A 23,842-nucleotide genomic window follows, 5' to 3' on the forward strand; every position below is an offset into this window, starting at 1 on the left:
GCGGCGGACCGGATTGTCCCCGTAGAACTTGTTCGTTGTTCGCCGTCCGGATTTCATGCGCCGTTAATGGCGGGGTTCTAGCGTGGTCCTTCAGGCACCATTCGCTAGAAGGGATCCACCATGGCCGACATTGCTGCTGTGCTGGGACGGCTCACTCCGGAAGAGCTCGACGAGCTCCGGGAGATTGGTCCGCAGGGGCACCTCACCAGGCGCCTTGTTGACGCACTGGACAGGGCGGCCGGCGGGGTGGGTGCGGGCCGGGGCTACTATGTGCCCACGGGAAGCGTGAGTGCAACGGGCGGTCCCCACCTTGTGCTGCGAAGTGACGTGTCCGCCTGGCTGTTCGGCGCGGAACCGCAGGTTCCGCACGGACATCAGGCCGACAACGTGCCAGCCGGATCCGCACGGCCGGAAACCGACTGGTCGGAGCTGCGCCCCGGAGACAAGGTGGCGGTTGTGCGGGGCAACCGGGTCACGGCGTCGGGCATTGTTGACTCCATGACCGACGACGCCTCCACCGTGTGGGTGCTGTTCGAAGGCGTCGCGCCGCGGCGCATGTTCCACCGCGAGGACCCGGACGACCTTCGCCCCGTCCGCTAAACAAGCTTAGGAATTCAGGCGGGGCCAGGGGCCTACTCCGCCTTGGCGCGGGCTTTCTTGGCGTCCTTCTTGGCGGCCTCGTCCTTGACGCGCTGTGCTTCGGCGCGGACTGCGGCGTGCGTGGAGCGCTCGGTGACCAGCCAGGCCGGGGGAGCCTGGAGCAGCGCGGTGATTTCCGCCGTCGTGAGTGCTTCCTCGACGCCGCCGCGGGCCAGGCCGCTGATGGAAACGTTCAGCTTCTGTGCCACCACCGGGCGGGGGTGCGGGCCGTTGCGGCGGAGTTCAGCCAGCCACTCCGGCGGGTTGGCCTGGAGCTCGGCGAAATCGGCGCGGGTGATAACCGAATCCTGGAACTCCTGGGGTGTTGCGGGCAGGTAGATGCCAAGCTTCTTGGCAACGGTGGCCGGCTTCATGGACTGGGAGTTTGCAGAGGTCATGCTTCAAGGGTATCCGGCCGGAGCCTGAGTGGGCACCGGTACTGAACTCAGCACCGGCCCGGGCGGTACTGTGAACATGTGTCCGCAGCAGAAGAAGCACCCCAGACCCCCGACGAAACCGCCGCCATCCCGGCCGAAGATGCAGCGCGGGAGCTGCGCTTCGCCTACGTTGCCGGCGTGACGCCGGGGAAGTGGATCCGGCGGTGGGAAGAACGGATGCCGGACGTTCCGCTGCACTCCTTCATGTCCGACGACGGCACACAGCTTTCGGTCCTGCGTGACGGTTCCGCGGACCTCAGCTTCGTCCGGCTCCCGGTGGAGCGCGAAGGCTTGAACGTGATCCCCCTCTATGAGGAGCAGCCAGTGGTGGTTGCTCCCAAGGGGCACGAGATTTCGGTCTTTGAAGAAGTGGCCTTGGCGGACCTTGACGCGGAAACATTCCTGGACGTGGCGGAACTCGGCGGCCCGGAAGCGGCCCTGCAGGTGGTGGCATCCGGTGCGGGGCTTGCCATCCTTCCGATGTCCGTTGCCCGCCATTTCAACGTGAAGGACACGGTGGCGCGGAAACTCACCGGCGCACCCACCACCCAGATTGCGCTGGCCTGGCTCAACGAGGCGACCCGCGAGGCAGCGGCGGACGCTGCGGACCAGGCGACGGGTGAAGTGATCGAGGAGTTCATCGGCATTGTCCGGGGCCGGACCGCCCAGAGCTCCCGCCAGCCGTCGGCGAAGGTGGAGCCACCCAAGAAGGAGCCGAAGCCTGACCGTCGGGGGACCGTCGTCAAGAAGCCCAAAGTGGCCCAGCGCTACGCTCCTAATCCGGACAAGGGCCGGGGCAAAGGTTCACGGAAAAAAGGCAAGCGCTGAACGGCATTCCGGGCCTATGGTTGGGCGTGTGGAACCTTCGACGGGAGCAGCCTTCATGATCACCCTGCAGATTGAACACCAGGTCCGGGACTTCGCCATGTGGCGGAAGGCCTTCGACAGTGACCCGCTGGACCGCTTGGCGTCGGGGGTGCGGTCCTACCGGATTTCGCGTCCGCTCGACCAGGAGGACTACGTGATGCTGGAGTTGGACTTCGACACGCAGGAGGCGGCCGTGGACTTTCTGGCCCGGTTGCAGACCGACACCTGGAAGACCGGAGTGACTGCTCCTGTGCTGGTCGGTGAACCGTCCACGCGGATCATTGAGACGGTCGAGGTCCAGGCGGTGCAGTGATACGCACCTGCCGCTAAGGCTAGGCGGTGCAGGCATCCTTGAGGGCAGTGACGGATTCCGCCGGAACCTGATCGCCCGATGCCGCGATCTGGCGCAGCGGAGTGGTGATCTCGGAAGGCACGCCCGCCGTCTCAGCGCCAGCCACGAGGCCGCCCAGGAGTTCCTTGTCCTTGACGCTGACCAGACCGTCTTCCACGAGGGCGCACACCTGGCCCTTGACTTGGTCCGCGGCAGCGGTGGCTACCTGGGAGGCGCCGTCGCTCACGGCCTTTTCGGCTGCCTCCTGGACCTGGCCGCAACCGGTCAGTGCAACGATGAGGGCGGCAACGGACAGGGCGGCGAGGCGGGATTTCATGGTCCCAGCGTAGCAAGGGGTGCCGGGCGCAGGTCCGGCCCGGTGGTTGTCAGCCGGAAATGCGGGCCGTGGTGCCACGGACCACCAGGACGGGTTCGATCAGCTTGCGTTCGGGTTCCAGTGCGGGATCCTGGATCCTTGCCAGCAGCGTGCGGGCGGAGTCAGCCCCGACCACGTCGCTGCGGTTGTCCACGGTGGTGATGTCCAGATACCGCGATTTCGCCAGCGGCGAGTTGTCGTAGCCGATCACCGACAGGTCTTCCGGCACGGAAAGGCCCCTCGTTTTCGCTGCTGCCAGCGCGCCCAGTGCCATGGTGTCGTTGGCCGTGAAAATGGCCGTGGTGTCGGGGTGGTGGTCCAGCAGCCAGCAGGCCGCCGCGTAGCCGTCCTCTTCCGACGTTCCCCCGGATTCCCCGGCAATCCGAACCCCAAGGCCGGCCTCAACCATCCGGCTCCGGTAGCCCTCCCGCCGGTGTGCCGCCGCCCCGTCCGAGCCAGTGAGGTGGCCGATCCGGGTATGGCCGAGCTCCAACAGATGGCTGGCTGCCAGGCGGCCCCCGCCGTCGTCGTCGTTCGTGATGAGGTCGGCGCCGGCCGGGACACCTTTCCGCCAGCCCGCGACGACCGTGGGAACCCAGGTGCCGGAGAGCATTGACTCGCTGGGTTCCGCGGCGATCACGAGGCCTGCAACGTGCAGGGCCAGCAAGCCGTCGGTCGCCTCCTTGATCCGGTTCTGCCCGGGCTGTGAGTCCGCCACCGTGACCTGGTAGCCGTGCACCGAGAGCGCGGATTCCATGCCGCGCAACAGATCGACGAACCACGGGTTCCGGAAGTCGTCGATCACCAGCCCGATGCTCTTTGTCTGGCTGCTCGCGAGGGCTGTGGCGGCACGGCTGGGCCGGTACCCGAGCTGCGCAATCGCTGCCAGCACGGCCTCGCGGCGCTTGTCGCTGACCCGCGAAGGATTCTGCAGGACCAGGGACACCAGCGACGGCGACACGCCGGCGGTCTTGGCGACGTCGTAGATCGTGGGCCGGCGGGTCCGAGGGGCGTTCAGCGTCATGGCAGGGCCTTTCGTGTCTCGTTATCGAGGATAGCCGCACGATCATTGACAGGACATATAGACAAAGCTACGCTTTTTCCAGCGGACATTTTTGTAGCGCTACAATTTTCCCGGACAGGCGATCGTCCTGCCCACATTTCAAAGGAGAAATCAATGGCTGAAAGCCTCGGCGTAGCCGTTATTGGCGCAGGGATGGCCGGCAAGGCCCACGCCGCTGCCTACCGGACCGCCTCTACGTTGTACAGCCCCGTCCTTCCCCCGGTCCGGCTGGTCTCGATCGGCGACGTCAACGCCGAATTCGGCTCGCTGGCCGCCCGCCGCTTTGGCTACGAGCGCAACGACACCTCCTGGCAGGCAATCGCTGAAGCCGATGACATCGACGTCGTCAGCGTGGTCATCGCCAACTCCCTCCACCGCGAAGTGGTGGAAGGCCTGCTCGCCGCCGGAAAGCACGTACTGTGTGAAAAGCCGCTGAGCGACTCGCTGGAGGACGCACGCGCCATGGCCGATGCGGCCCGCAACGCGAGCTCGATTGCCCGTATTGGCTTCACCTTCCGCCGCACTCCCGGCATCGCCTACATCCGGGACCTCATCCGGACCGGTGTCCTGGGCAAGGTGCTGCACTTCAGTGGCCGCTACTGGACCGACTACGGATTCAGCCCCTCGGCTCCCATGAGCTGGCGTTACAAGGGCGGCCCCGGCTCCGGTGCGCTGGCCGACGTCGGCAGCCACCTGGCGTACGTCTCCGAGTTCCTCTGCGGCGACATCAAGTCCATCAGCGGAGGCCGCCTCAGCACCGTGATCGACAAGCGGCCCCTGCCGCTCGCGGCCGTTATGGGGCACGACCACGTTGCGGTCAGTGACACCTTCGAAGCGGTGGAGAACGACGACTACGCCGCTTTCTCCGCGGAGTTCGAAAACGGCGCAGGCAGCTTCGAGGTCTCCCGTGTGGCCGCCGGCCACGCCAACAGCCTCAACTTCGAAGTGTTCTGCGAGAACGGAGCCGCCAAGTTCGACCAGCGCCGGCCCGCCGAAATCCAGCTGTTCCTCAACGACGGATCAGGCAACGAGAACGGTTACCGCCAGGTGATCCTCGGCCCCGGCCACCCCTACATCGCCGGCGGGCTCGCCATGGACGCCCCCGAAGTCGGCTTCGGCCAGAACGACGCGTTCGGCTACCAGGCCCGTGCGTTCCTCGAGGAGGTGGCCGGCCTCAGTGAAGCCGAGTCGCTGCCCCGCTGCGCCACCTTCGATGAGGGCGTCCGCAACATGGAACTGCTCGGCGCCGTTGCCGAATCCGCGCTCAACAACGGACAGAAGGTCACGCTATGAAACTCGGCGTCTACAACGCGATCCTGCACGACCGGCCGCTTCCCGAGGCCCTGAAAGTCATTGCCGACCTCGGCCTGACGGGCATCGAGATCAACACGGGCGGGTTCCTTCCGGCCGTCCACGTTCCCTCCATGGACCAGATACTGGAAAGCGACGCGGCCCGCGACGACTACCTGGCGATCTTCGAGGGGACCGGCGTCTCGATTGCCGGGCTGAACTGCAACGGCAACCCGCTGCACCCCAAGCGGGAAATCGGGGAGAAGCACGCCGAGGACATCCGCCGCTCCATCCGGCTGGCAAGCCGGCTGGGACAGGACCGCGTGGTGACCATGTCCGGCCTGCCCGGCGGCGAGCCGGGAGCCACCACGGTCAACTGGGTGGTCAACGCCTGGAACTCGGCCGCCTTGGACGTGCTCGATTACCAGTGGGGCATCGCGGCCGATTTCTGGAAGGAAACCGACCGCCTCGCCGCCGACCACGGCGTCAAGGTGGCCCTTGAACTCCACCCGCAGAACATCGTGTTCAACACCGCTGACGTCCACAAGCTCATTGAACTCACCGGCGCGACCCACGTCGGCGTCGAACTGGATGCCTCGCACCTGTTCTGGCAGCAGATGGATCCGGTAGCCGTGGTCCGCGAACTCGGTCCGCTGGTCTTCCAGGCCGCCGCGAAGGATGTCCGCGTCAACACTGCAAACGCCGCGCTCTACGGCGTCCTGGACAACAGCTTCCGCCGGCTCTCGCCGGAGGAAAACCGCACCAACCTGGGCGGCGACGAGTGGGCCAACGAGTGGCCCAAGAACTCCGCCTGGGACTTCGTGGCACTCGGCCGCGGGCACGACACCGCGTACTGGACCGAGTTCCTGCGCGCACTGTATGAGGTGGACCCCAACATGCTGGTCAACATCGAGCACGAGGACACCTCCCTGGGCCGGATCGAGGGCCTCCAAGTGGCGGCCAAGGTCCTGCGGGACGCCGACGCAGCACTGACGTCGTCGCTCCACCTGACGTCCTAGTCCCACCTGCGGTGTGTGTAAGCCAGCACCGCGTATGCCATCGCCCGGCGGCCGCCTGAACGACAGGCCGCCGGGCGATGGCATACTTCTTGGTGACTGGAACCTGGGGGGACACGTGAAGATCGCGCTGTACATCATTTGGGCGCTGTTTGTTGCCGGCGTGATTTTTTCGATTGTCCGCGTTTGGCGCAAGACCAAGCGCCGCGAACAACTCACGGCCAGCTGGCCGCGGGTCCAGGCTGTCGTCACCGGAAGCGTGGCCGGTTGGACCAATGGGGGAGGCGGCGGCAGCCGCAGCCGGCGCTTCTACCCCACCTACCAGTTTGCGGATCCTTACGGGACACTGTTTGCCGGCGAATCCGAGGTCTCCTACGCCAGCCCGCCCGCCCCGGGTTCGCCGGTGGAAGTGATGTATAACCCCATCAACCCCAACCAGTCGTTCCAGGTTTCATCTCAGGACAGCACGGTGATCGGCTGCATGATCCCGTCCTTCGCCGCGATTGCCGCGGGAGCGCTCCTCTTCATCAGCATCCTCCCGGTGGGCTGAGCATGGACTCCATAGTGGCGCTGTTCCTGGCCGTGCCCGCGCTGTTCCTGGTGGCGGGCCTGATAGTCATCGCGGTTTCCCTGGCGGGGTCATTCCGGCGGCGGTACGCGCTTCGCGGCTGGGTGCCGGCGCAGGCACTGGTGACCGGGAACATGCGCGGCGTAGACGGCCCCGCGAGCAACGGCCGGAACCGCTTTGCCCCGTCCTACGAGTTCCAGGATTCCCATGGCCTGAGGTGGCTTGGCCAGTCAGACGTCTACGGCCCTGACCAGGAAATCATCGGCACCCGCATTCCGGTGCTCTACAACCCGGCGAACCCGGCCGAATCGACGCGGCCCGTCTTTGTCATCTCCCGGGGCAGCCTCTCGGTAGGCCTCATCCTCGCCATCTTCGGCGCCGGCGGAACGGCAATGTTCGCAGCGGTGTTTCTCTAGCCTTCCGGCGTACTCCCTTATCCCCTTAATTCGCCGAGGCGGCTCCCTTCCGGCCCGCCAGCCTTCCCCCATGACGGGGAAATTTACACCAATGCTTCATTTTCGTGATCTGTCGGAAATCTGAAAACTGTGTACTTATGGACAACTCGTGCTGTAAAAATGAAACAAACAGGCACAAGGAGTTCATGAAGTATTAATTTCGGACACCCGACAAGGAGTGTCCCCTCAGTTTCCAGAGGAGTAAACGTGGTTGTCGCAGCTGTCGATCCTGGTTCCACAGACATCACCCCTTTGATCCACCACCCCGTCCTGTGGGCGTCCGCGGTAGGCGTTTTCGCCGTCGTCATCCTCCAGTCGGTGATCTACTTCAAGGCCATCCGGAAAGCGGCACCGGCCGCTGACCTCACGCCGGCACAGGTCAGCAGCTCTGTCCGCTCCGGTGCCGTGGCGGCCATCGGCCCATCCCTTGCCGTTGCCCTCATCGCCATATCCCTCCTCCCGCTGTTCGGAACCCCCGCGGTCCTGACACGCATCGGCCTGGTGGGCTCGGCTGCCTTCGACGTTGCGGCAGCCGGCATTTCGGCAGGCACGCAGGGCGCGCAACTGGGCGGACCAACGTACACCCAGAAGATCTTCGCCCTCGCCTTCGCCGCCATGACCATCGGCGGGCTCGCGTGGATGCTGACTGCGCTGATCCTGACACCCATCCTCAGCAAAGGCGACGCCAAGCTCCGCAAGGTGAACCCCGCGGTGATGGCCATTGTCCCGACGGCGGCGCTGCTGGGCGCTTTTTTCACCCTCGCCTTCCAGGAAGTACTCAAGTCTCCCGTCCACCTCGTCACCATGCTCGCCTCCGCGGCAGCAATGGGAGTGTGCCTCCTGCTTGCCCATAAGCTCCGGCTTCCGTGGCTGCGCGAATGGGGACTGGGAATGTCCATCATCGTGGCACTCTCAGCCGCCTTCCTCATGACCGCAGCAGCCTGAAACCCCGACAGGAGCCATACTGATGTCCACCACGACTTCCACCGAAACATCCGCACGGTTTTCAGCCTTTGACCGCACCACGTCGATTTGGGGCCCCATCACCCTGGGGCTCGGGCTGCTGATCTCCCTTGCCGCGGCCCTGTACGCCGCCTTCGGCGCAGGCATGGGGGTGACGCCCCTGGAGCTGGTCACCGCCGTCGGGGCAGTCCTGGCCACCTTCGGCATCATCGCAGTGATCGAGCCGGTGTCCTACTTCCCCATCCTGGGACGGTCAGCCATGTACCAGGCCTTCCTGATCGGCAACATTGCCAACAAACTGTTGCCGGCGGCCATCGTGGCGCAGGCCAATCTGGGGGAGAAGCCGGGCACCCGCCGGGCGGAACTCATCGCCGGCAGCGCCATCATCGGCGCGGTACTGGTCCACATCACCACGCTCATCCTCTTTGTTGGCGTGCTGGGCACCTGGCTCGTGGGAATGCTCCCCGCGCCGCTCATCGCCACGGCCCGCAGCTACATCCTGCCCGCGATTTTCGGTGCCGTGGTGCTGCAGAGCGTGCTGGCAATGAAGAGCCGCCGCACCACGATTGTGGCTGTCATTGTGGCCGCCGTCATCGTTTTCGTGGTGGTGCCGCTGGCTCCGGGGCTGACGTACTTTGCCACCGCCCTGGCTGTCATCATCACCATCGCAGCCTCTTGGTTTGCACGCTCCAAGGCCCCGCAGGCTCCGGTAGAACCGGCCGCCGGCGAAAGCGCGCAGGCCACCCGAATTTCCGAACCCACCCACTGAAAGGGAAGCCAGCAATGACTACCACCACAGGCGTACGCCTGACCCCCGCCGTCGAAGTTCCCGAAGACTTTGTGGAGGAGTACGTCGGCGTCTACAAGCACCTGCATGCCCACCCGGAACTCTCGGCGCAGGAATTCGAGACCGCGGAGTACATTGAACAGCACCTTGCCGGCCTGGGCATCGAATCCTTCCGCTGCGGCGGGTCCGGCGTGGTTGGCATCCTGAAGAACGGCGACGGGCCGGTCATCGGTTTCCGAGCCGACACCGACGGCCTGCCCATCGCTGAACAGACGGGCCTTGACTACGCCAGCGAGGCCACCGGCACCCTGCCGGACGGGGCCGTCGCTCCAGTGATGCACGGCTGCGGGCACGACACGCACATTGCCGCCGCGCTGGCGCTGGCGTCGCTGCTCACGGACCGCAGCGAGCTGTGGGCCGGAACCCTGGTGCTCATCTTCCAGCCGGGCGAAGAGACGGCTTATGGCGCCAAAGCGATGATCGACGACGGCCTGTGGGACCGGGCACCCAAGCCCGACGTGGTGCTGGCCCAGCACGTCATGCCGGTCAGCCAGGGAAAACTCATGATCCGGGGCGGGCACATGGCCAGCCTGGCAGATTCGTGGAAGATCACCGTGCACGGCAAGCAGGCCCACGGCTCGCAGCCCGAGAAGTCAATCGACCCGATCGTGGCCGCCGCCGCCATGGTGCTTCGCCTGCAGACCATCGTCTCCCGCGAGCTGGCGCCCTCGACGCCGGCGGTAGTCACCGTGGGAACTTTCCATGCTGGCCTGAAGGAGAACATCATTCCTGACTCCGCCGAGTTCTCGGTCAACGTCCGGACGCCTGATGAGGACACACGCGCCACCGTGCTCGCCGCCATCCGGCGGATCATCTCGGCCGAAGCCGAGGCCTCGGCGGCGCCGGAACCCACCATCGTCGAACTGAACAGCTTCCCCCGCTGCTACAACGATCCTGCGTCCGCCGACCGCGTGACGGCAGCGTTCACGGCGGACTTCGGCGCTGATGCGCTGATCGACTCACCGCTCGGCATGGGGTCCGAGGACGCCGGATGGCTCAGCGACGCGATCGGCGTACCGGGCGTGTTCTGGGCGTTTGGCGCCTTCGATCCCGAGCTCTTCGAGGACGGCGCAACACCCGCCGGGAACCACTCGCCGCAGTTCGCGCCGGACGCCCGCGCCGCCGTCGTCGGGGGAACAGGTGCCGCGCTCTCCGGAGTGCTAGCCTATCTGGGCCGGAACTGACATGACCGGGGGCGGCGGCGGGTCCGCCGTCCCGGTTCCGTTCAGCGGAAGCAGCCCGCCGGCATCGTACTTTCGCAGCCGCACTGAAAGGAGCCGGGACGTGGAGCAGCTTGACGCCCTGGACCGGCAGATCGTGGCCGCGCTGGTCCGGAACGGGCGTGCTCCCTGGCGCCTGATCGCCGACGTCCTGGGGCAGCAGGAACGCACCGTGGCACGCCGCGGAAACAAGCTCCTCGAGTCCGGGGTGGTGCGCACAAACTCGTTTATCAACCCGTCGTCGGTCAGTTCGCGGTCGGCCTTCCTGCTGCGCGTGACGGCGGCACCGCGCAATCTTCGCGGGGTCTGCACGTGGCTGGCGGAGCAGGAAGAGTCGTCGTGGGTCACGGCACTGTCCGGCACGAACGAGGCCGTGGCGGAGCTGTTCCTTTCCCCGGATGAACTTGGCGGGCTTCTCTACCGGCGCCTGTCCGGGGTGGACGGTGTGCAGTCCTTCTCCATGACACCCCTCCTGGAGTATTTCCGGACCCCCAGCGGCTGGACCCCGGACGTACTGGACAAGAAACAGTACGCCGCGCTCCACCGCGACGAGGACGGCCGGCTGGCCGGAATCCGCACCGGCCAACCCGGTGAGGCACTTGATGAAACGAACCAGGCGCTGGCCGAGCTCCTCCATCTCAACGGCCGGGCCACCGTGGATGAGCTGGCCACCGAATTGTCGGTCTCGAAGGCAACCGTCAGCCGCCGCCTTGAAGCCATGACCAATTCCGGTGCCCTGTTCATCAGGGCTGTGGTGGATCCCGCAGTGCTCGGATTCCCTGTGGAGTCCCTCATCACCCTGACCCGTTCCGGTAAGGCGGCGGAGTCGCCGGGGAAGCACCTGGCCGGCCTTCCGGTGACCCGCTGGGCCGCCGCCTCCGGCGAGGACGTGCTGGCCCAGGTGGCTCTGCCCGGCCTGGACGAACTGCGGCTGCTGCTCGACGATCTCCGGCAGATGGAGACGGTGACGTCCGTCCGGTCCTCCGTCTATGCCGAGATCTTCAAACGCAGCACCGTGATGTACCGGGACGGGATTCCGGAGCGGCCGGCACGGGAAGTGTGACCGTGTGAAGTGGCTCTGTTGCGTGGCGTCGCGGCAACGGAGTAAAGTGTGAGCCGTGTCACCGACAAGTGACACATGCTTTTGATCTGCGGCGGGAGAGTCCTGCCGGTACGTTCAGCAGGCGCCGTAGGAGCAAATCCTCCCCAGGAATCTCTCAGGCCCACGTACCGCCGCGGCGAGGCAACTCTGGAAAGTAGTCCGGTCTCCGGGCTCACCGACGGTGCAAGCGGCACGCTGTAACAGCAGGGTCCGCGGAAACTCTCAGGTCAAATACAGAGCGGGGAGGAACCCGAATCATCGTGGCGCCCTGCGCCACCTGAATTATGGAGTTCCTCGTGACGATTCAGCCGTCCTCATCCACATTTGCAGGCCGCCAGCCTGGTCCGCGCCGCCGTGCCCTGCCGCGCGTGAGCAACTAAGGTACCCCGGCCATGGCTGTTGGTGTCTTTGATCTTTTTTCCATCGGGATTGGGCCGTCGAGTTCGCATACGGTGGGTCCGATGCGTGCTGCGGCGGTGTTNACCCCGGCCATGGCTGTTGGTGTCTTTGATCTTTTTTCCATCGGGATTGGGCCGTCGAGTTCGCATACGGTGGGTCCGATGCGTGCTGCGGCGGTGTTCGCGGAGGAGTTGCGGGCGTCCGGTGACCTTGAGAGGGTGGCGGGGTTGCGGGTGGATCTGTATGGGTCGCTCGCGGCGACTGGTCACGGTCATGGGACGATGACGGCGATCCTGCTGGGGTTGGAGGGTYTTCATCCGGAGAAGATCCTGCCGGCGGAGGTGGAGGAGCGGCTGGCGGCGATCGYGGAGTCCGGGAAGCTGCAGCTGGCCGGGTCRGTGCAGCTCCCGTATGGGGTGAAGGACATGGTGTTGCGGCCGTTGACGGTCCTGCCGCGGCACACGAACGGGATGACGTTTACGGTTTCGGACGGCGCCGGTGAGGTGCTGCATGCGGCGACGTTTTTCTCGGTGGGCGGCGGTTTCATTGTCCGTGAGGGCGGGGAGGACGCGGCGCAGCAGGAGCTGGAGGAGTCCAGGAAGGAACTGCCGTTGCCGTTCCGTACCGCGGCGGAGCTGCTGGGCCGGTGCCAGTCCAAGGGCCTGTCGATCGGGGAGATCATGTTCGTGAACGAACGCGCGTCCCGGTCGGAGGAGGAGATCCGGGCGGGCCTGCTGCACATCTATGCGGTGATGGAGGAGTGCGTTGCGGTGTCCTTGAAGCGTGAGGGTTTGTTGCCGGGCGGGTTGAAGGTCCGCCGCCGGGCCCCGGACTGGCATGAGCGGTTGCTGAAGGAGACCCGGGATCATGATCCGGAGTACCGGGATCCGAAGTACTGGCAGGAGTGGGTGAACCTGATCGCGCTGGCSGTGAACGAGGAGAACGCCTCSGGCGGGAGGGTGGTGACGGCGCCGACGAACGGGGCGGCCGGGATCATCCCGGCGGTGCTGTATTACGCGCTGCATTTCGCGCCGGGCATGGATCAGGCCACGCAGGCGGACCGGGACGATGTGGTGGTGAAGTTCCTGCTGGCCGCGGCCGCGGTCGGGGTGCTGTAYAAGGAGCAGGCCTCGATTTCCGGCGCGGAGGTCGGCTGCCAGGGCGAGGTGGGTTCGGCGTCCTCGATGGCCGCTGCGGGCCTGGCGGAGGTGATGGGCGGCACCCCGGCGCAGGTGGAGAACGCGGCGGAGATCGCGATGGAGCACAACCTGGGGCTGACGTGTGATCCGATCGGCGGTTTGGTGCAGATCCCGTGCATTGAGCGGAACGCGATCGCGGCCGCGAAGGCGATCAACGCCGCGAARATGGCGCTCTGGGGCGACGGGACGCACCGGGTGTCCCTGGACGAGGTCATCGTGACCATGCGCGAGACCGGCCGGGACATGTCCTCCAAATACAAGGAAACCGCGATGGGCGGCCTCGCCGTCAACGTCGTCGAATGCTGAAGGGGCAAACCTGTCGAGAGCTAGTTGTGCAGGGCCGCCCACCAGTTAAGGCTCGTGGCGAAAACCAGCCAGGAGATATAAGGCAACAGCAGTAAGCCTGCGGTCCTGCTGATGGGGCCGAAGTACAGGACCGTCACTGTTACAGCGATGACCAGGGCGATGATGATGGCGAGCCCCAGCCAGAGCGCCGCTGTACCCACCACCGGATAGAGGCCGAAGAACACCGGCGTCCACGACAGATTGAGCCCCAGCTGGATTCCGTAAGCCGCCAGGGCGGGTCCGGTGCGCTGACCGTGGCGCCGCCAGACAAGCCATGCGGCAACGGCCATGGCGGTGTAGAGCAGCGTCCAGACGGGGCCGAACACCCAGTTGGGCGGTGACCACGGGGCCTTGTCAGCTGTGGCATACCAGCCCTCCACGTTGTTCAGGGTGGCAAAGGCGCCCAACCAGGCGACCAGGGCGGAAGCCCCAAGGAAGACGGCCAGCCCCAGCAGTTGCGCACGGTTACTGGGGCGCCCGGCTCCGGCAGCCGGGCCGCCGCCGGGCCTTGGTGTGGGCTGTTCGTAAGGTGCCTGCATGCTCCAACCCTTGCCAGTACGGCATTCCTAGTCAAGCTGGTCTGTTCACCCGTAGGGAGCAGTGCCACTATGGAGCTATGACTGGGGGATATGACCGGGACTTTTTGCGGGCACGCCTTGAGCTGCCCAGTCCGCCGGCAGCAACGGTCTTGCTTGACTACATTCACTTTTCCGTCCGGCTGCGCCCGTCACGGAAGCTGGCCGCCGTCGTCGGCGTGAACATCCACGGACGCGAGCTGGTCCCGCTGGCCCGCGAAGGAACCTGGCATTTCGATCCCAGGGTCCCGAAGGAACAGCAGGCGGGCCCGGACGTCTACAAGAACAACGCCTTCGACCGGGGGCATCTGGTCCGGCGGCTGGATCCGGTGTGGGGCGATCCGGCAACGGCCAAGGCCGCCAACCAGGACACTTTCGCCTTCACCAATGCCGCGCCCCAGGTTGACGACTTCAACCAGGGCAAGGAACTCTGGGTGGGGTTGGAGAACCACGTCCTTAACCACGCGGACCTCAACGACGCCAAGCTCAGCGTGTTCACCGGGCCTGTCCTGGCAGACGACGACCTGCCGTACAGGGGCGTCCAGATACCGCGGAAGTTCTGGAAGGTCGCAGCCTGGACCACGGACGGAAAGCTCGCGGCGGCGGGATTCGTGCTGGACCAGTCCCCGCTGCTGGGGAAGGTGGACCTCAAGAAGGCCATCCGTGAACGTCTCCTTGCCGATGAACCGCCGCCGCTGGGCCCTTTCCGAACCTTCCAGGTCCCGATTGCCCAAATCGCTGAATTGACCGGACTGAGCCTGTCCCGGCTGGAAAATGCGGACCGACTGGTCAAAAGCCAACGCTCCCTGGGCAAGGAACCCCTGGCCGTGCGTCTCGAGTCCCTGGAACAGATCCGGCTCTGAGCGCGGATGCCGCGACGCGGTGACCGGTCAGCGTCCCCCTAGGGAGGGCCGATAGACTTGTGGCTTGCATGCCCGGCATGCGACCGAAGCACAGACCGCAAAGATTGGACACCGCGCACTTGCGAGAATTTACTGCCCGCTTTGCCTCCGCCGAGGAGGTCGCCAACTGGGACAACCACGTCACTGCGAACCCGAACGGCGGAAACCTGCTTCAGTCCGAGGCTTTCGCCGAGGTCAAACAACACTTTGGCTGGAAGCCCCTCCACCTCGTCTACGAAACCGCGGACTACACGAGCTACAACCTGGTGCTGGAGAAATCCTTCCCGGTCCTGGGCAAGCTCTGGTACCTCATCAAGGGACCGGACGTCGCAGCAGTCGAGGATATCCCGGGCATCGCCGCCGCAAACGCCGAATTCGTGAAACGCGCAAAGCTGGGCGTCTTTGCCATCAAGATCGAGCCGGACATCATCCTTTCCGAGGACGCAAAGCGGGTGATTGAGGGCGCAGGACTGGTCAAGACGCACAACCTGCAGCCCAACGACTCCACCGCTCTGCTGGACATCGCACCGGAGGAAAACCAACTGCTGCGGAACCTGCACTCCAGGGGACGCAACGCTGTCCGCAGGGCGATCCGCGAGGGAGTGGAAGTCCGCAACGTGGAGCCCACGGAGGAGAACTTCCGGGCCATGTACGCGCTGATGACCACCACGGTGGAAGCGAAGTCGCAGGTCAGGGTCCGCGAGTATGAGTATTACCGGCAGTTCTGGACCAACTTCATCAGCCGCGGCCAGGGCCGGCTCCTGTTCGTCTACGAGGACGGGGTGCCCTCGGTGGGCGCCTTTGTGATCAACTACGGACGCAAAGGGACGTACAAGGACGGCGGCTCACTCCAGAAGCGCAGCCAGTACGGCGACTCCCACCTGGTGCAATGGACCGCCATCAACCAGGTCAAGGAACTCGGCTGCACCGAGTACGACTTCTGCGGCACCCCGCCGAGCGACAAACTCAAGGACACCTCCAACCCGTTCCACGGCTTGGGGCTGTTCAAGACCAGTTTCAGCAAAACGGTCACCGACTTCGTGGGCTGCTATGACCAGGTTCTCAGCCCGCTGAAGTACAAGGCCTGGATGGCCGCCGGCGAACGCGTGGCGCGCCAGCTTTACACCAGGCGAACCGGCCAGCAATTCTACTAAGCCTTGTGAAGCCCTAGAGGAGGCCGCAATGACCAAAGCACCCGACGGTCGCCGCAGGCCGCCCACGGCGGCGCTGCCCCCGACCCAACCACTCACCGCATCCCAGGTGCGGCAGAACGCTGCCGCCAAGCGCATGCTGCGCAGGCTCGTGCAGGGCGAAAATCCGCCCACCGCGCCCATGAGCATCGTGGACAGGCTCGCGGGAAGTCCCTATGCCAACCCCATGATCCAGGTGGGGGGAGTGGACACCTCCGCCCGCAAGACCATTGACTTCGCGCTCCACCTGGCCGAGTCAATGTTCCGGTACGGCGCCGGCGCCCTGGAAGTGGAAACCAGCATCATCGCCATCACTGCTGCCCTGGGCCTGAAACATATCGAAGTGGACATCACTAACCAGTCGGTGGCCATCAACTACGCACCCAAGGACCAGACCCCCATTTCGTTGCTCCGGGTGGTGCGGTCGTGGACCAACAACTACGCGGGCCTGGCCCAGGTGCACCAGCTGGTCACGGACATCGTGGCCGGCGGCGTCGGCCGTGATGAGGCGGTCCGCCGGCTGGATGAAATCATCCGAAGCTCCAAGCCGTTTCCGCGCTGGATGGTCACCGTTGCCTTCGCGGTGTTCGCCGCGGTTTTCGTCGGTGTGCTGGGCGGCGGCCCGGGCGCTTCGGCCGTGGCGTTCGGCTCGAACATCCTGGTGAGCCTGCTCGCCCGGCAGTTGGGCCGCTGGCGGGTTCCGGACTTCTTCACCACGGCGTCATGCGCTTTCCTGGTCACGTTCATCGCCCTGCTGCTGTGGCGGTTCGGCAGTCCCGTGGGAATCCAGATCGCGCCCGCGATCGTGGTGGTAGGCGGAATCCTGCTGCTCCTGCCCACCGGCCGCCTCGTTTCGTCCGTACAGGACGCCATCAACGGCTTCCCGGTGACGGCGGCGGGCCGGTTCCTGTCCACCATGCTGACCTTCGGCGCGCTGGTGTCCGGCATCTCCGTCGCTTTCGTGCTGGGCACGAAGATGGGTATGGAGGAAATCGACGTCACGGAAACATTCCCGCCGGCGTATCCGTTGTGGGCGCTCATCATCCTGGTGGCAGTAGCTGTTGTCGCCATTGGCATCACGGAACAGACCGCCTGGAAGCTGCTGCTGCCCACCGCGGCGGTGGGCGTTGTTGGCCATCTCGTGCTGCTCGGCGCCGACCTGATCGGCATGGGGGCCAGGTTTTCTCCGGCCGTGGCCGCGGTGGTCATCGGCCTCCTGGCCAGGGTTGTCGCCTTGAAGATGGGTGCGCCACAGCTGGTGGTGGCCGTCCCAGCGGCCCTCATCCTTTTGCCTGGCCTGACTATATTCCGGTCCATGTATGTTTTGACCATTGAAGAGTCGCAGATTCTGATGGGCGCAGGGGGCATGCTGAACGCCGGGGCGATCGTGCTGGGAGTGGCCGCCGGAATCGTCCTCGGCGACACTTTGGCCCGCCCGCTCACGCGGAGCCTGGCCAGTAACGAACGCCGCCGAGCCCGGCGCCGCTAACCGGGGAAGGCTTCCCTAGATCTGGCCGATCGGGAGCTTTTTCTCGGCCTGGAAGTCGTCCTCCACGCGTCCCGTGGCCCAGTAGCCCGAAAGCGATACCTGCGCCCGTTCAAGGCCGCGCTCACGGAAGAAGACTTCACGAAGGGACTTCATGTTGCCCCGCTCACCGTGGGCGAAGACCTGCACCCTGCCCTCCGGCCACTCGGCATCGCGCACAGCGCTGACCAGGAGCCCGCTGCCGCCGGCAGGCGTGCCGTTGCGCGGCAGCCACTGGATCTGCAGGCCGGCCGGGGCGGTGATGGGCTGCATCTCTGCGTCGCTGTCCACTTCCAGGAACGCGAGTCCGCGCGCCTCAGGCGGAAGCGACTCAATCGCGGCGGCGATGGCCGGAAGGGCCGCCTCATCACCGGCGAAAAGGTGCCAGTCGGCGGCCGGGTCCGGGTTGTAGCCGCCCCCCGGCCCGGTGAGTACCAGGCTGTCGCCGGGCCGGGCATTGGCCGCCCAGGGGCCGGCCAGGCCTTCGTCACCGTGAATCACGAAGTCGATGGCCAGTTCACGGGCTGCCACGTCCACCCAGCGGACAGTGTAGGTCCGCGTGTGCGGCCATTGTTCGCGGGGCATCGACTCACGGATGGCCCACAGGTCAAGGGGGATCGGGTACTCAACGCCAGGCTGCGGGAAGGCGATCTTCACGTAACGGTCTACGTAATCGTTGTTCACATAGCTGGAAAAGCCTTCGCCGCCGGCCACGATCCGCACCATGTGCGGCGAGAGTTCCTCGCGCCGGAGGACCGTAAGGTTCGTCTGGGGGCGCGATTTTCGGCTGGCTGACGTGGCGGCAGGGAGGGAAGTCATGGAAGTAAGCCTAGGCTAAGAGACCGGCGGGAGCTCCCAGTTGACGGGCTCCGATCCCTGCGTACGGAGCAGCTCGTTGGCCTTGCTGAACGGGCGGGACCCAAAGAATCCGCGCGGGGCCGACAACGGGCTGGGATGGGCGCTGGCAAGCACCGGAGCGTCCCCCAGCAAGGGGCGGACGCCCTCGGCATCCTTGCCCCACAGCACAGCCACGAGGGGCGCCCGGCTGCCATCAGCAGCGCGGCGCCCGGCGACGGCGGCGATTGCCGCCGTCGTAATCGGTTCCCAGCCTTTACCCCGGTGGGACCCGGCCGCTCCGGCACGGACTGTCAGGACACGGTTCAGGAGGAGGACGCCCTGATCCGCCCAGCGCGTGAGGTCCCCGTGGACGCGGGCGGGAAGGCCGAGGTCGGATTCCATTTCCTTATAGATGTTCGCAAGACTCCGCGGAATGGGCCGGGTGTGCCCCTCCACTGCGAAGGACAAGCCGATGGGGTGGCCGGGGGTCGGGTACGGATCCTGGCCCACAATGAGGACCTTGACGCCGGCCAGCGGCTGTTGGAAGGCGCGCAGCACGTTCGACGGCGACGGCAGCACCTGGTGCCCGTCGGCCACTTCAGTAGCGAGGTACTCCAGGACGCTGCGCAACCCGGCCTCGACCGGCGCCAGCGCTGCCGCCCAGTCCGCGGCCATCAGGCGGTCCAGCGGCAAGTGCGCCATCTCGGCAAATCCCAAAGCCTCCACGGCAGGCTCCAGCTCAAACAAAGCTTCAGAATCAAACACGAGTCCATTCTCGCAGTGCTGGCCGAAGCAGAGGCGGCGGGCGACACTCACCTAGGATCCCGGCGGCAGATTTTCTGTAGGCCCCTGTTGCGTGAGGAACGAGCGCAGGAGCCGGGAAAATCCGTCGCCGGGAGCCAGCACCAGTCAAAGGCCCCGCCTCCGCGCCGCCACGTCACACTGCGTAAATGACAGGCGTGTTATTCGCCCGTACCATGGAAAGAGACTTTGACCGGATCAAGTGAAGGAGTTTGCCGTGGCCGAACCCGTGCACGACGACGTCTCACTTGCGGCCGCCGGCAGCCCAAGCGCGGCGGCGAACGGCTTCGTGCCCGCTCCGCAGCAGGGCTCACGGCTGAGCGAGCGGGACCAGCAGATGCTGGCCCTCGAGCGGCAGTGGTGGAAGTACGCAGGGGCCAAGGAGCAGGCCATTCGTGAGCTGTTCGACCTCTCGGCCACGCACTACTACCAGATCCTCAACACGCTGATTGATACCGAAGACGCCCTGGCCCACGACCCCATGCTCGTGAAGAGATTGCGTAGACTACGTACGTCACGCCAACGGGCACGCACGGCCCGCCGTTTGGGCTCTGACGTATAACAGTCGGGGCTGGGCAATCAGCAAAACCACCAAGGACATCGTTTTACCATGACCAAATACGCTCGGGATGAATTCGACAGGGTCCCGGAGGCCTCTTCACGACAGGGTGTCCACCGCGTCGCCTCCGATGCTCCCCGGCGCCGTCTGGGACCCATCCTGGCCGTCGGCGTTGTGGCGCTCGCCATCGGCCTGGTTGCCTTCCTGTTCCTGCCCAAGCTGGGATTCGTTCCTACCGGCACCCCGCTGCTGGCGGCAGGGTCCGCCCTGGAGAGCCCCTCGGCTTCCCCTTCCACCGAAGCGTCGCAAACCACCGCATCCCCGAGCGCCGAGCCCAGCGCGGAGCCAAGTGCGACCCCCTCTGCCAGTGAGTCGCTCGCGAACAGCGGCACTTCCTCCGCAGTGCCCTCCGCCGACGCACAGGCTGTTGACAAGACCCAGGCCGTGGCCGTCTACAACGGGACCACCACAGCCGGTCTGGCCGGCCGCGTCAGCGCCACCGTGGCCGGGGACGGGTGGGCTTTGGGACCGGTCGGGAACTGGGGCGGAATGCCGCAGCAGTCGTCGGTGATCTACTACAGCGGGGCTGAGCAAAAAGCGAACGCCGAGGCGCTCGGCGAGCTTCTGAACATCACCACACTGGTGGACTCCGCCGAGTTCCAGATGCCGGTGGTCGTGGTCCTCGGGCCCGGTTTCCAGTAAGGAATTTCGGTTACGCCTGAATAACTATTAGGGGCTCGCAGGACGGGGTCCTGCCCCCAGCAAACGGCTATGGCTAAAGTGATTCCGGACGCCGCGTTTGGATGCGGACCGTACCGATGGCGCACAGTGACGTGGGCCGAACAGAAGCAACCGAAAGTGGGCACCATGGCATTGGGAACCGTCAAATGGTTCAACGCCGAAAAAGGCTACGGCTTCATCACCGTTGACGACTCCGGAGACGATGTCTTCGTCCACTGGTCGGCCATCGAGGGTGAGGGCTACCGCGCCCTGGATGAAGGGCAGCGGGTGCAGTTCGAAGTCGGCGAAGGCGAGAAGGGTCCCCAGGCAGAGAACGTCCGGCCGGCCTGATGCTGCCCGCGGCAGTGCATGGCCCAGGCATTCCTGCCCGCTCCGGTCGGGCGCGGCCACGGTTGGTTTCGGCGGCGGTCCTTGCCGCAGCAACGGCGCTCGCCCTGGCCGGCTGCTCCGGCCAGAGCGGCAACGTACGGGTTGATACGGTCGACGCCAATGGCGACGGCACACTGCGCATAGGCCTGATCCTGGACAACACCGGAAAACAGTCCTTCCTGAACTCCTCCCAGCTGGCCGCCGCAAAACTTGCGGTCCAGGAGATTAACGCCGCAGGGGGCCACAAGGGGCGGCCGGTGGAACTGCTTCCCGAAAAAATCAGCGAGGACACCACCTCGCAGGCCAAGGAACTCGTGGCGGCCAAGGCGGACGTGGTCATCGGGCCCACTGACTCGAGCCGCGCCCCGGGGGCAATCGATGTCCTGTCGCGGGCCAAAGTGGCCATTATCTCGCCGGCGAACGCCGCGCACGGGCTCACGCGGTACAGGAGCGGCGGATACTACTTCCGCACTTCGGCAGCCGACGTGGCCCAGGCGCCGGTGCTGGTCAAACTGGCCAAGGACAGCGGCGCCCGGACAATAGCGGTCCTTCACGAGGACGGCCTTTACGGCAAGGACGTCTCCGTGGCCGTCGCCGCCGCAGCGAAGGCAGCAGGCATCGGCACGGTGGCGGAGGCGGGATTCACGGCCGGCCAGGCACAGCAGGCGGCCGCAGCCGCCAAGGCTGCCGGCCCGGACGCCGTCATCCTCGTGGCCCGCGCCGGCGCCCAGGGCGCAATAGCGGAACTCAACAACGCGGGTCTCGCGGGCAACAAACTGATCCTCAGTGACGGCGCCATCAACCAGTACGGCTCCGCCCTGGGGTCAGAGGCTCTTGATGGTGCCCGCGGAATTCTGCCGGGAGTCTTCCCCTCGGCGCACTTCCAGGGGGAACTGGTGGCGGTTGATCCCGGCCTCAAGGACATGACGTTCGCCGCGGAAACCTACGACGCCGTCAACCTGGCCGCCATCGCGGCTGCCGCGGCGCAGGACGACGCCGGCTCCTCCATCGCTGCCAAGCTGATTGCGGTCTCCGGGCAGCAGGGCGCGGGCACGGTTGAACCGTGCAGGAGCTACAAAGAATGTGCCGACGCCCTGAAGGCCGGTAAGCCCGCGGATTACGACGGCGAATCCGGGCGGATCGGCTTCGATGCCACCGGGGACGTGACCAGCGCCAACTACATGGTGTTCACCTACGCCGCAGATAACAGGGCCCGGATGAGCGGAAGCGAAACCGCCGCCCGTGCCGGCAGCTGATCGCTCCTAGCGTAGCGGGGGCTGCAGCAGGGCCTTTCTGCGCAATACCTGCTTGCACTCTCCCCGGGGGAGTGCTAATTATTGACTTAGCACTCCCACGGACTGACTGCTAATTCGACGCCCGGTTCCGGCCGGCCGCGGACAGCGGGAAGGACAAGGAGCGAAAGAAATACCTTGCTGGGGTGAGATCCCATCCGCGCGGCATACAGAGGCCGCCGGTGAAGGGTCGTCCGTCGCGGGCACCGCAGTGAAGGTTCATTCTTAACGACTGTCCCGAAAGGACTACTGCCGTTATGGCCAAGATCATTGCATTTGATGAAGAGGCACGCCGCGGTCTTGAGCGGGGCCTGAACATCCTCGCCGACGCCGTCAAGGTCACCCTCGGCCCGCGTGGACGCAACGTCGTCCTCGAAAAGAAGTGGGGCGCCCCCACGATCACCAACGATGGTGTTTCCATCGCCAAGGAGATCGAGCTGGACGATCCTTACGAAAAGATCGGCGCCGAGCTGGTCAAGGAAGTTGCCAAGAAGACGGATGACGTCGCTGGCGACGGCACCACCACGGCCACCGTGCTCGCACAGGCCCTGGTCAAGGAAGGCCTGCGCAACGTCGCGGCCGGCGCTGACCCGCTGTCCCTGAAGCGCGGCATCGAGAAGGCTGTTGAAGCCGTCACCACCGAGCTGCTCGCTTCCGCCAAGGAAATCGAAACCAAGGAAGAGATCGCCGCCACGGCGTCCATCTCTGCAGGTGACGACGAAATCGGCGCGCTGATCGCTGAAGCACTGGACAAGGTCGGCAAGGAAGGTGTTATCACCGTCGAGGAGTCCAACACCTTCGGCCTCGAGCTTGAGCTCACCGAAGGCATGCGCTTCGACAAGGGCTACATCTCCGCTTACTTCGTCACCGACGCTGAGCGCCAGGAAACGGTCCTCGAGGATCCGTACATCCTGATCGTCAACTCCAAGATCTCCAACGTCAAGGAACTGGTTGCTGTCCTCGAAAAGGTCATGCAGTCGTCCAAGCCGCTGCTGATCATTGCCGAAGACATCGAGGGCGAGGCCCTGGCCACCCTGATCGTCAACAAGATCCGTGGCACCTTCAAGTCCGTTGCCGTCAAGGCTCCGGGCTTCGGCGACCGCCGCAAGGCGCAGCTCGCGGACATCGCCATCCTCACCGGTGGCCAGGTCATCTCCGAGGAAGTCGGCCTCAAGCTTGAGACCGCCGGCCTCGAACTCCTGGGCAAGGCACGCAAGGTTGTTGTCACCAAGGACGAGACCACCATCGTCGAAGGTGCCGGCGACGCCGACCAGATCGCCGGCCGCGTTTCCCAGATCCGCGCCGAGATCGAGAACTCCGATTCGGACTACGACCGCGAGAAGCTGCAGGAACGCCTGGCCAAGCTGGCCGGCGGCGTTGCAGTCATCAAGGCCGGTGCCGCTACCGAAGTTGAGCTCAAGGAACGCAAGCACCGCATTGAGGACGCTGTCCGCAACGCGAAGGCTGCCGTTGAAGAAGGCATCGTTGCCGGTGGTGGCGTTGCCCTCATCCAGGCCGGCGCCAAGGCATTCGCCAACCTGCAGCTCGAAGGCGACGAAGCAACGGGCGCCAACATCGTCCGCGTTGCCATCGACGCACCGTTGAAGCAGATCGCCTTCAACGCCGGCCTGGAGCCGGGCGTTGTTGTCGACAAGGTCCGCGGCCTGCCCGCCGGTCACGGTCTGAACGCCGCAACCGGACAGTACGTTGACCTGCTGGCTGCCGGCATCAACGACCCCGTCAAGGTAACGCGCTCTGCCCTGCAGAACGCTGCTTCCATCGCGGGCCTCTTCCTCACCACCGAGGCCGTTGTGGCCGACAAGCCGGAGAAGAACGCTCCGGCCATGGGTGGCGGCGACGAGATGGGCGGCATGGGCGGTTTCTAACCTGCCCAACCGCGCCTAGCGCACCTGAGTGCGGCCCCCTCATGTCGA

General features: G+C 65.6%; 27 protein-coding genes and 1 riboswitch. Of the genes, 21 read left to right on the forward strand and 6 right to left on the reverse strand.

Features of this window, described 5'->3' with window-relative positions; all coding sequences use genetic code 11:
- Positions 1-120 precede the first annotated feature (120 nt).
- Complete coding sequence (locus ASF98_RS24645; protein WP_235505596.1) at positions 121-600, forward strand: hypothetical protein; 480 nt, start codon at positions 121-123, stop codon at positions 598-600.
- Between the two features lie 32 nt (positions 601-632).
- Here the strand turns inward: ASF98_RS24645 and ASF98_RS03580 are convergent, their stop codons facing one another.
- Positions 633-1,037 (reverse strand): DUF5997 family protein, encoded by a 405-nt coding sequence (locus tag ASF98_RS03580; RefSeq protein WP_028272288.1) that lies wholly within the window; start codon positions 1,035-1,037, stop codon positions 633-635.
- Positions 1,038-1,115: 78 nt separating this feature from the next.
- Here ASF98_RS03580 and ASF98_RS03585 point away from each other — a divergent pair, with 78 nt between their 5' ends.
- The gene (locus ASF98_RS03585) at positions 1,116-1,904 is read left to right on the forward strand and encodes a LysR family transcriptional regulator substrate-binding protein (RefSeq protein ID WP_235505597.1); all 789 of its coding nucleotides are present in this window, start codon (positions 1,116-1,118) and stop codon (positions 1,902-1,904) included.
- 28 nt (positions 1,905-1,932) lie between these two features.
- Positions 1,933-2,256 (forward strand): hypothetical protein, encoded by a 324-nt coding sequence (locus ASF98_RS03590; protein WP_235505598.1) that lies wholly within the window; start codon positions 1,933-1,935, stop codon positions 2,254-2,256.
- A gap of 19 nt (positions 2,257-2,275) precedes the next feature.
- Here the strand turns inward: ASF98_RS03590 and ASF98_RS03595 are convergent, their stop codons facing one another.
- The gene (locus ASF98_RS03595) at positions 2,276-2,611 is read right to left on the reverse strand and encodes a hypothetical protein (protein WP_055797544.1); all 336 of its coding nucleotides are present in this window, start codon (positions 2,609-2,611) and stop codon (positions 2,276-2,278) included.
- Positions 2,612-2,660: 49 nt separating this feature from the next.
- Positions 2,661-3,674 carry a LacI family DNA-binding transcriptional regulator gene (locus tag ASF98_RS03600; RefSeq protein ID WP_055797548.1) on the reverse strand — a complete coding sequence of 338 codons (1,014 nt, stop codon included), beginning with the start codon at positions 3,672-3,674 and terminating at the stop codon, positions 2,661-2,663.
- A gap of 153 nt (positions 3,675-3,827) precedes the next feature.
- Between ASF98_RS03600 and ASF98_RS03605 the strand changes: the two genes are divergently transcribed.
- From ASF98_RS03605 to ASF98_RS03645, 10 genes are all read left to right on the forward strand, one after another.
- Positions 3,828-5,006 carry a Gfo/Idh/MocA family protein gene (locus tag ASF98_RS03605; protein ID WP_156372272.1) on the forward strand — a complete coding sequence of 393 codons (1,179 nt, stop codon included), beginning with the start codon at positions 3,828-3,830 and terminating at the stop codon, positions 5,004-5,006.
- Complete coding sequence (locus ASF98_RS03610) at positions 5,003-6,022, forward strand: sugar phosphate isomerase/epimerase family protein (RefSeq protein ID WP_055797551.1); 1,020 nt, start codon at positions 5,003-5,005, stop codon at positions 6,020-6,022. Before ASF98_RS03605 ends, ASF98_RS03610 begins: the two co-directional genes overlap by 4 nt.
- Before the next feature lie 115 nt (positions 6,023-6,137).
- Positions 6,138-6,569 carry a DUF3592 domain-containing protein gene (locus tag ASF98_RS03615; protein ID WP_055797552.1) on the forward strand — a complete coding sequence of 144 codons (432 nt, stop codon included), beginning with the start codon at positions 6,138-6,140 and terminating at the stop codon, positions 6,567-6,569.
- Positions 6,570-6,571: 2 nt separating this feature from the next.
- A complete protein-coding gene (locus ASF98_RS03620) occupies positions 6,572-7,003 on the forward strand; it encodes a DUF3592 domain-containing protein (protein WP_055797555.1) in 432 nt (143 codons plus the stop codon).
- 246 nt (positions 7,004-7,249) lie between these two features.
- The gene (locus tag ASF98_RS03625; protein ID WP_055797558.1) at positions 7,250-7,987 is read left to right on the forward strand and encodes a DUF5058 family protein; all 738 of its coding nucleotides are present in this window, start codon (positions 7,250-7,252) and stop codon (positions 7,985-7,987) included.
- Positions 7,988-8,009: 22 nt separating this feature from the next.
- Complete coding sequence (locus ASF98_RS03630) at positions 8,010-8,774, forward strand: hypothetical protein (protein WP_055797561.1); 765 nt, start codon at positions 8,010-8,012, stop codon at positions 8,772-8,774.
- Between the two features lie 14 nt (positions 8,775-8,788).
- Complete coding sequence (locus ASF98_RS03635; RefSeq protein ID WP_055797564.1) at positions 8,789-10,036, forward strand: amidohydrolase; 1,248 nt, start codon at positions 8,789-8,791, stop codon at positions 10,034-10,036.
- 100 nt (positions 10,037-10,136) lie between these two features.
- On the forward strand, positions 10,137-11,135 hold the full coding sequence (locus tag ASF98_RS03640; protein ID WP_162242322.1) for an Lrp/AsnC family transcriptional regulator: 999 nt from the start codon (positions 10,137-10,139) through the stop codon (positions 11,133-11,135).
- A gap of 82 nt (positions 11,136-11,217) precedes the next feature.
- Positions 11,218-11,315, forward strand: a riboswitch (glycine riboswitch).
- A gap of 251 nt (positions 11,316-11,566) precedes the next feature.
- A partial coding sequence (locus ASF98_RS25120; RefSeq protein ID WP_331324925.1) for a serine dehydratase beta chain occupies positions 11,567-11,655 on the forward strand: 89 nt, incomplete at its 3' end.
- A 10-nt stretch (positions 11,656-11,665) separates the two neighbouring features.
- Positions 11,666-13,078, forward strand: coding sequence for an L-serine ammonia-lyase (locus tag ASF98_RS03645; RefSeq protein ID WP_055797857.1), 1,413 nt, complete (start codon positions 11,666-11,668; stop codon positions 13,076-13,078).
- A 20-nt stretch (positions 13,079-13,098) separates the two neighbouring features.
- On the opposite strand, the gene ASF98_RS03650 is transcribed toward ASF98_RS03645, so the two are convergent.
- A complete protein-coding gene (locus ASF98_RS03650) occupies positions 13,099-13,656 on the reverse strand; it encodes a TspO/MBR family protein (protein WP_055797568.1) in 558 nt (185 codons plus the stop codon).
- Between the two features lie 77 nt (positions 13,657-13,733).
- Between ASF98_RS03650 and ASF98_RS03655 the strand changes: the two genes are divergently transcribed.
- The 3 genes from ASF98_RS03655 to ASF98_RS03665 all read left to right on the forward strand — a co-directional run bounded on the left by ASF98_RS03655 (position 13,734) and on the right by ASF98_RS03665 (position 17,273).
- A complete protein-coding gene (locus ASF98_RS03655) occupies positions 13,734-14,555 on the forward strand; it encodes a DNA/RNA non-specific endonuclease (RefSeq protein WP_055797571.1) in 822 nt (273 codons plus the stop codon).
- A 119-nt stretch (positions 14,556-14,674) separates the two neighbouring features.
- Positions 14,675-15,748: a lipid II:glycine glycyltransferase FemX gene (locus ASF98_RS03660; RefSeq protein ID WP_055797574.1), complete on the forward strand. Its 1,074-nt coding sequence runs from the start codon at positions 14,675-14,677 to the stop codon at positions 15,746-15,748.
- Positions 15,749-15,776: 28 nt separating this feature from the next.
- Positions 15,777-17,273 (forward strand): threonine/serine ThrE exporter family protein, encoded by a 1,497-nt coding sequence (locus ASF98_RS03665; protein WP_055797576.1) that lies wholly within the window; start codon positions 15,777-15,779, stop codon positions 17,271-17,273.
- A 15-nt stretch (positions 17,274-17,288) separates the two neighbouring features.
- On the opposite strand, the gene ASF98_RS03670 is transcribed toward ASF98_RS03665, so the two are convergent.
- Complete coding sequence (locus tag ASF98_RS03670; RefSeq protein ID WP_055797580.1) at positions 17,289-18,128, reverse strand: siderophore-interacting protein; 840 nt, start codon at positions 18,126-18,128, stop codon at positions 17,289-17,291.
- A 15-nt stretch (positions 18,129-18,143) separates the two neighbouring features.
- On the reverse strand, positions 18,144-18,911 hold the full coding sequence (locus ASF98_RS03675) for a uracil-DNA glycosylase (protein ID WP_055797859.1): 768 nt from the start codon (positions 18,909-18,911) through the stop codon (positions 18,144-18,146).
- Positions 18,912-19,236: 325 nt separating this feature from the next.
- Between ASF98_RS03675 and ASF98_RS03680 the strand changes: the two genes are divergently transcribed.
- The 5 genes from ASF98_RS03680 (at position 19,237) to groL (ending at position 23,794) form a co-directional block, all read left to right on the forward strand.
- A complete protein-coding gene (locus ASF98_RS03680; protein WP_055797862.1) occupies positions 19,237-19,509 on the forward strand; it encodes a DUF3263 domain-containing protein in 273 nt (90 codons plus the stop codon).
- Between the two features lie 48 nt (positions 19,510-19,557).
- Positions 19,558-20,208: a LytR C-terminal domain-containing protein gene (locus tag ASF98_RS03685; RefSeq protein ID WP_055797581.1), complete on the forward strand. Its 651-nt coding sequence runs from the start codon at positions 19,558-19,560 to the stop codon at positions 20,206-20,208.
- 165 nt (positions 20,209-20,373) lie between these two features.
- Positions 20,374-20,577, forward strand: coding sequence for a cold-shock protein (locus tag ASF98_RS03690; protein ID WP_156037126.1), 204 nt, complete (start codon positions 20,374-20,376; stop codon positions 20,575-20,577).
- Between the two features lie 62 nt (positions 20,578-20,639).
- The gene (locus ASF98_RS03695) at positions 20,640-21,872 is read left to right on the forward strand and encodes an ABC transporter substrate-binding protein (RefSeq protein WP_442854026.1); all 1,233 of its coding nucleotides are present in this window, start codon (positions 20,640-20,642) and stop codon (positions 21,870-21,872) included.
- A gap of 293 nt (positions 21,873-22,165) precedes the next feature.
- A complete protein-coding gene (groL, locus tag ASF98_RS03700) occupies positions 22,166-23,794 on the forward strand; it encodes a chaperonin GroEL (protein ID WP_028271321.1) in 1,629 nt (542 codons plus the stop codon).
- Positions 23,795-23,842 lie beyond the last annotated feature (48 nt).

The organism is Arthrobacter sp. Leaf337 (assembly GCF_001423745.1).
Lineage (GTDB): Bacteria > Actinomycetota > Actinomycetes > Actinomycetales > Micrococcaceae > Arthrobacter.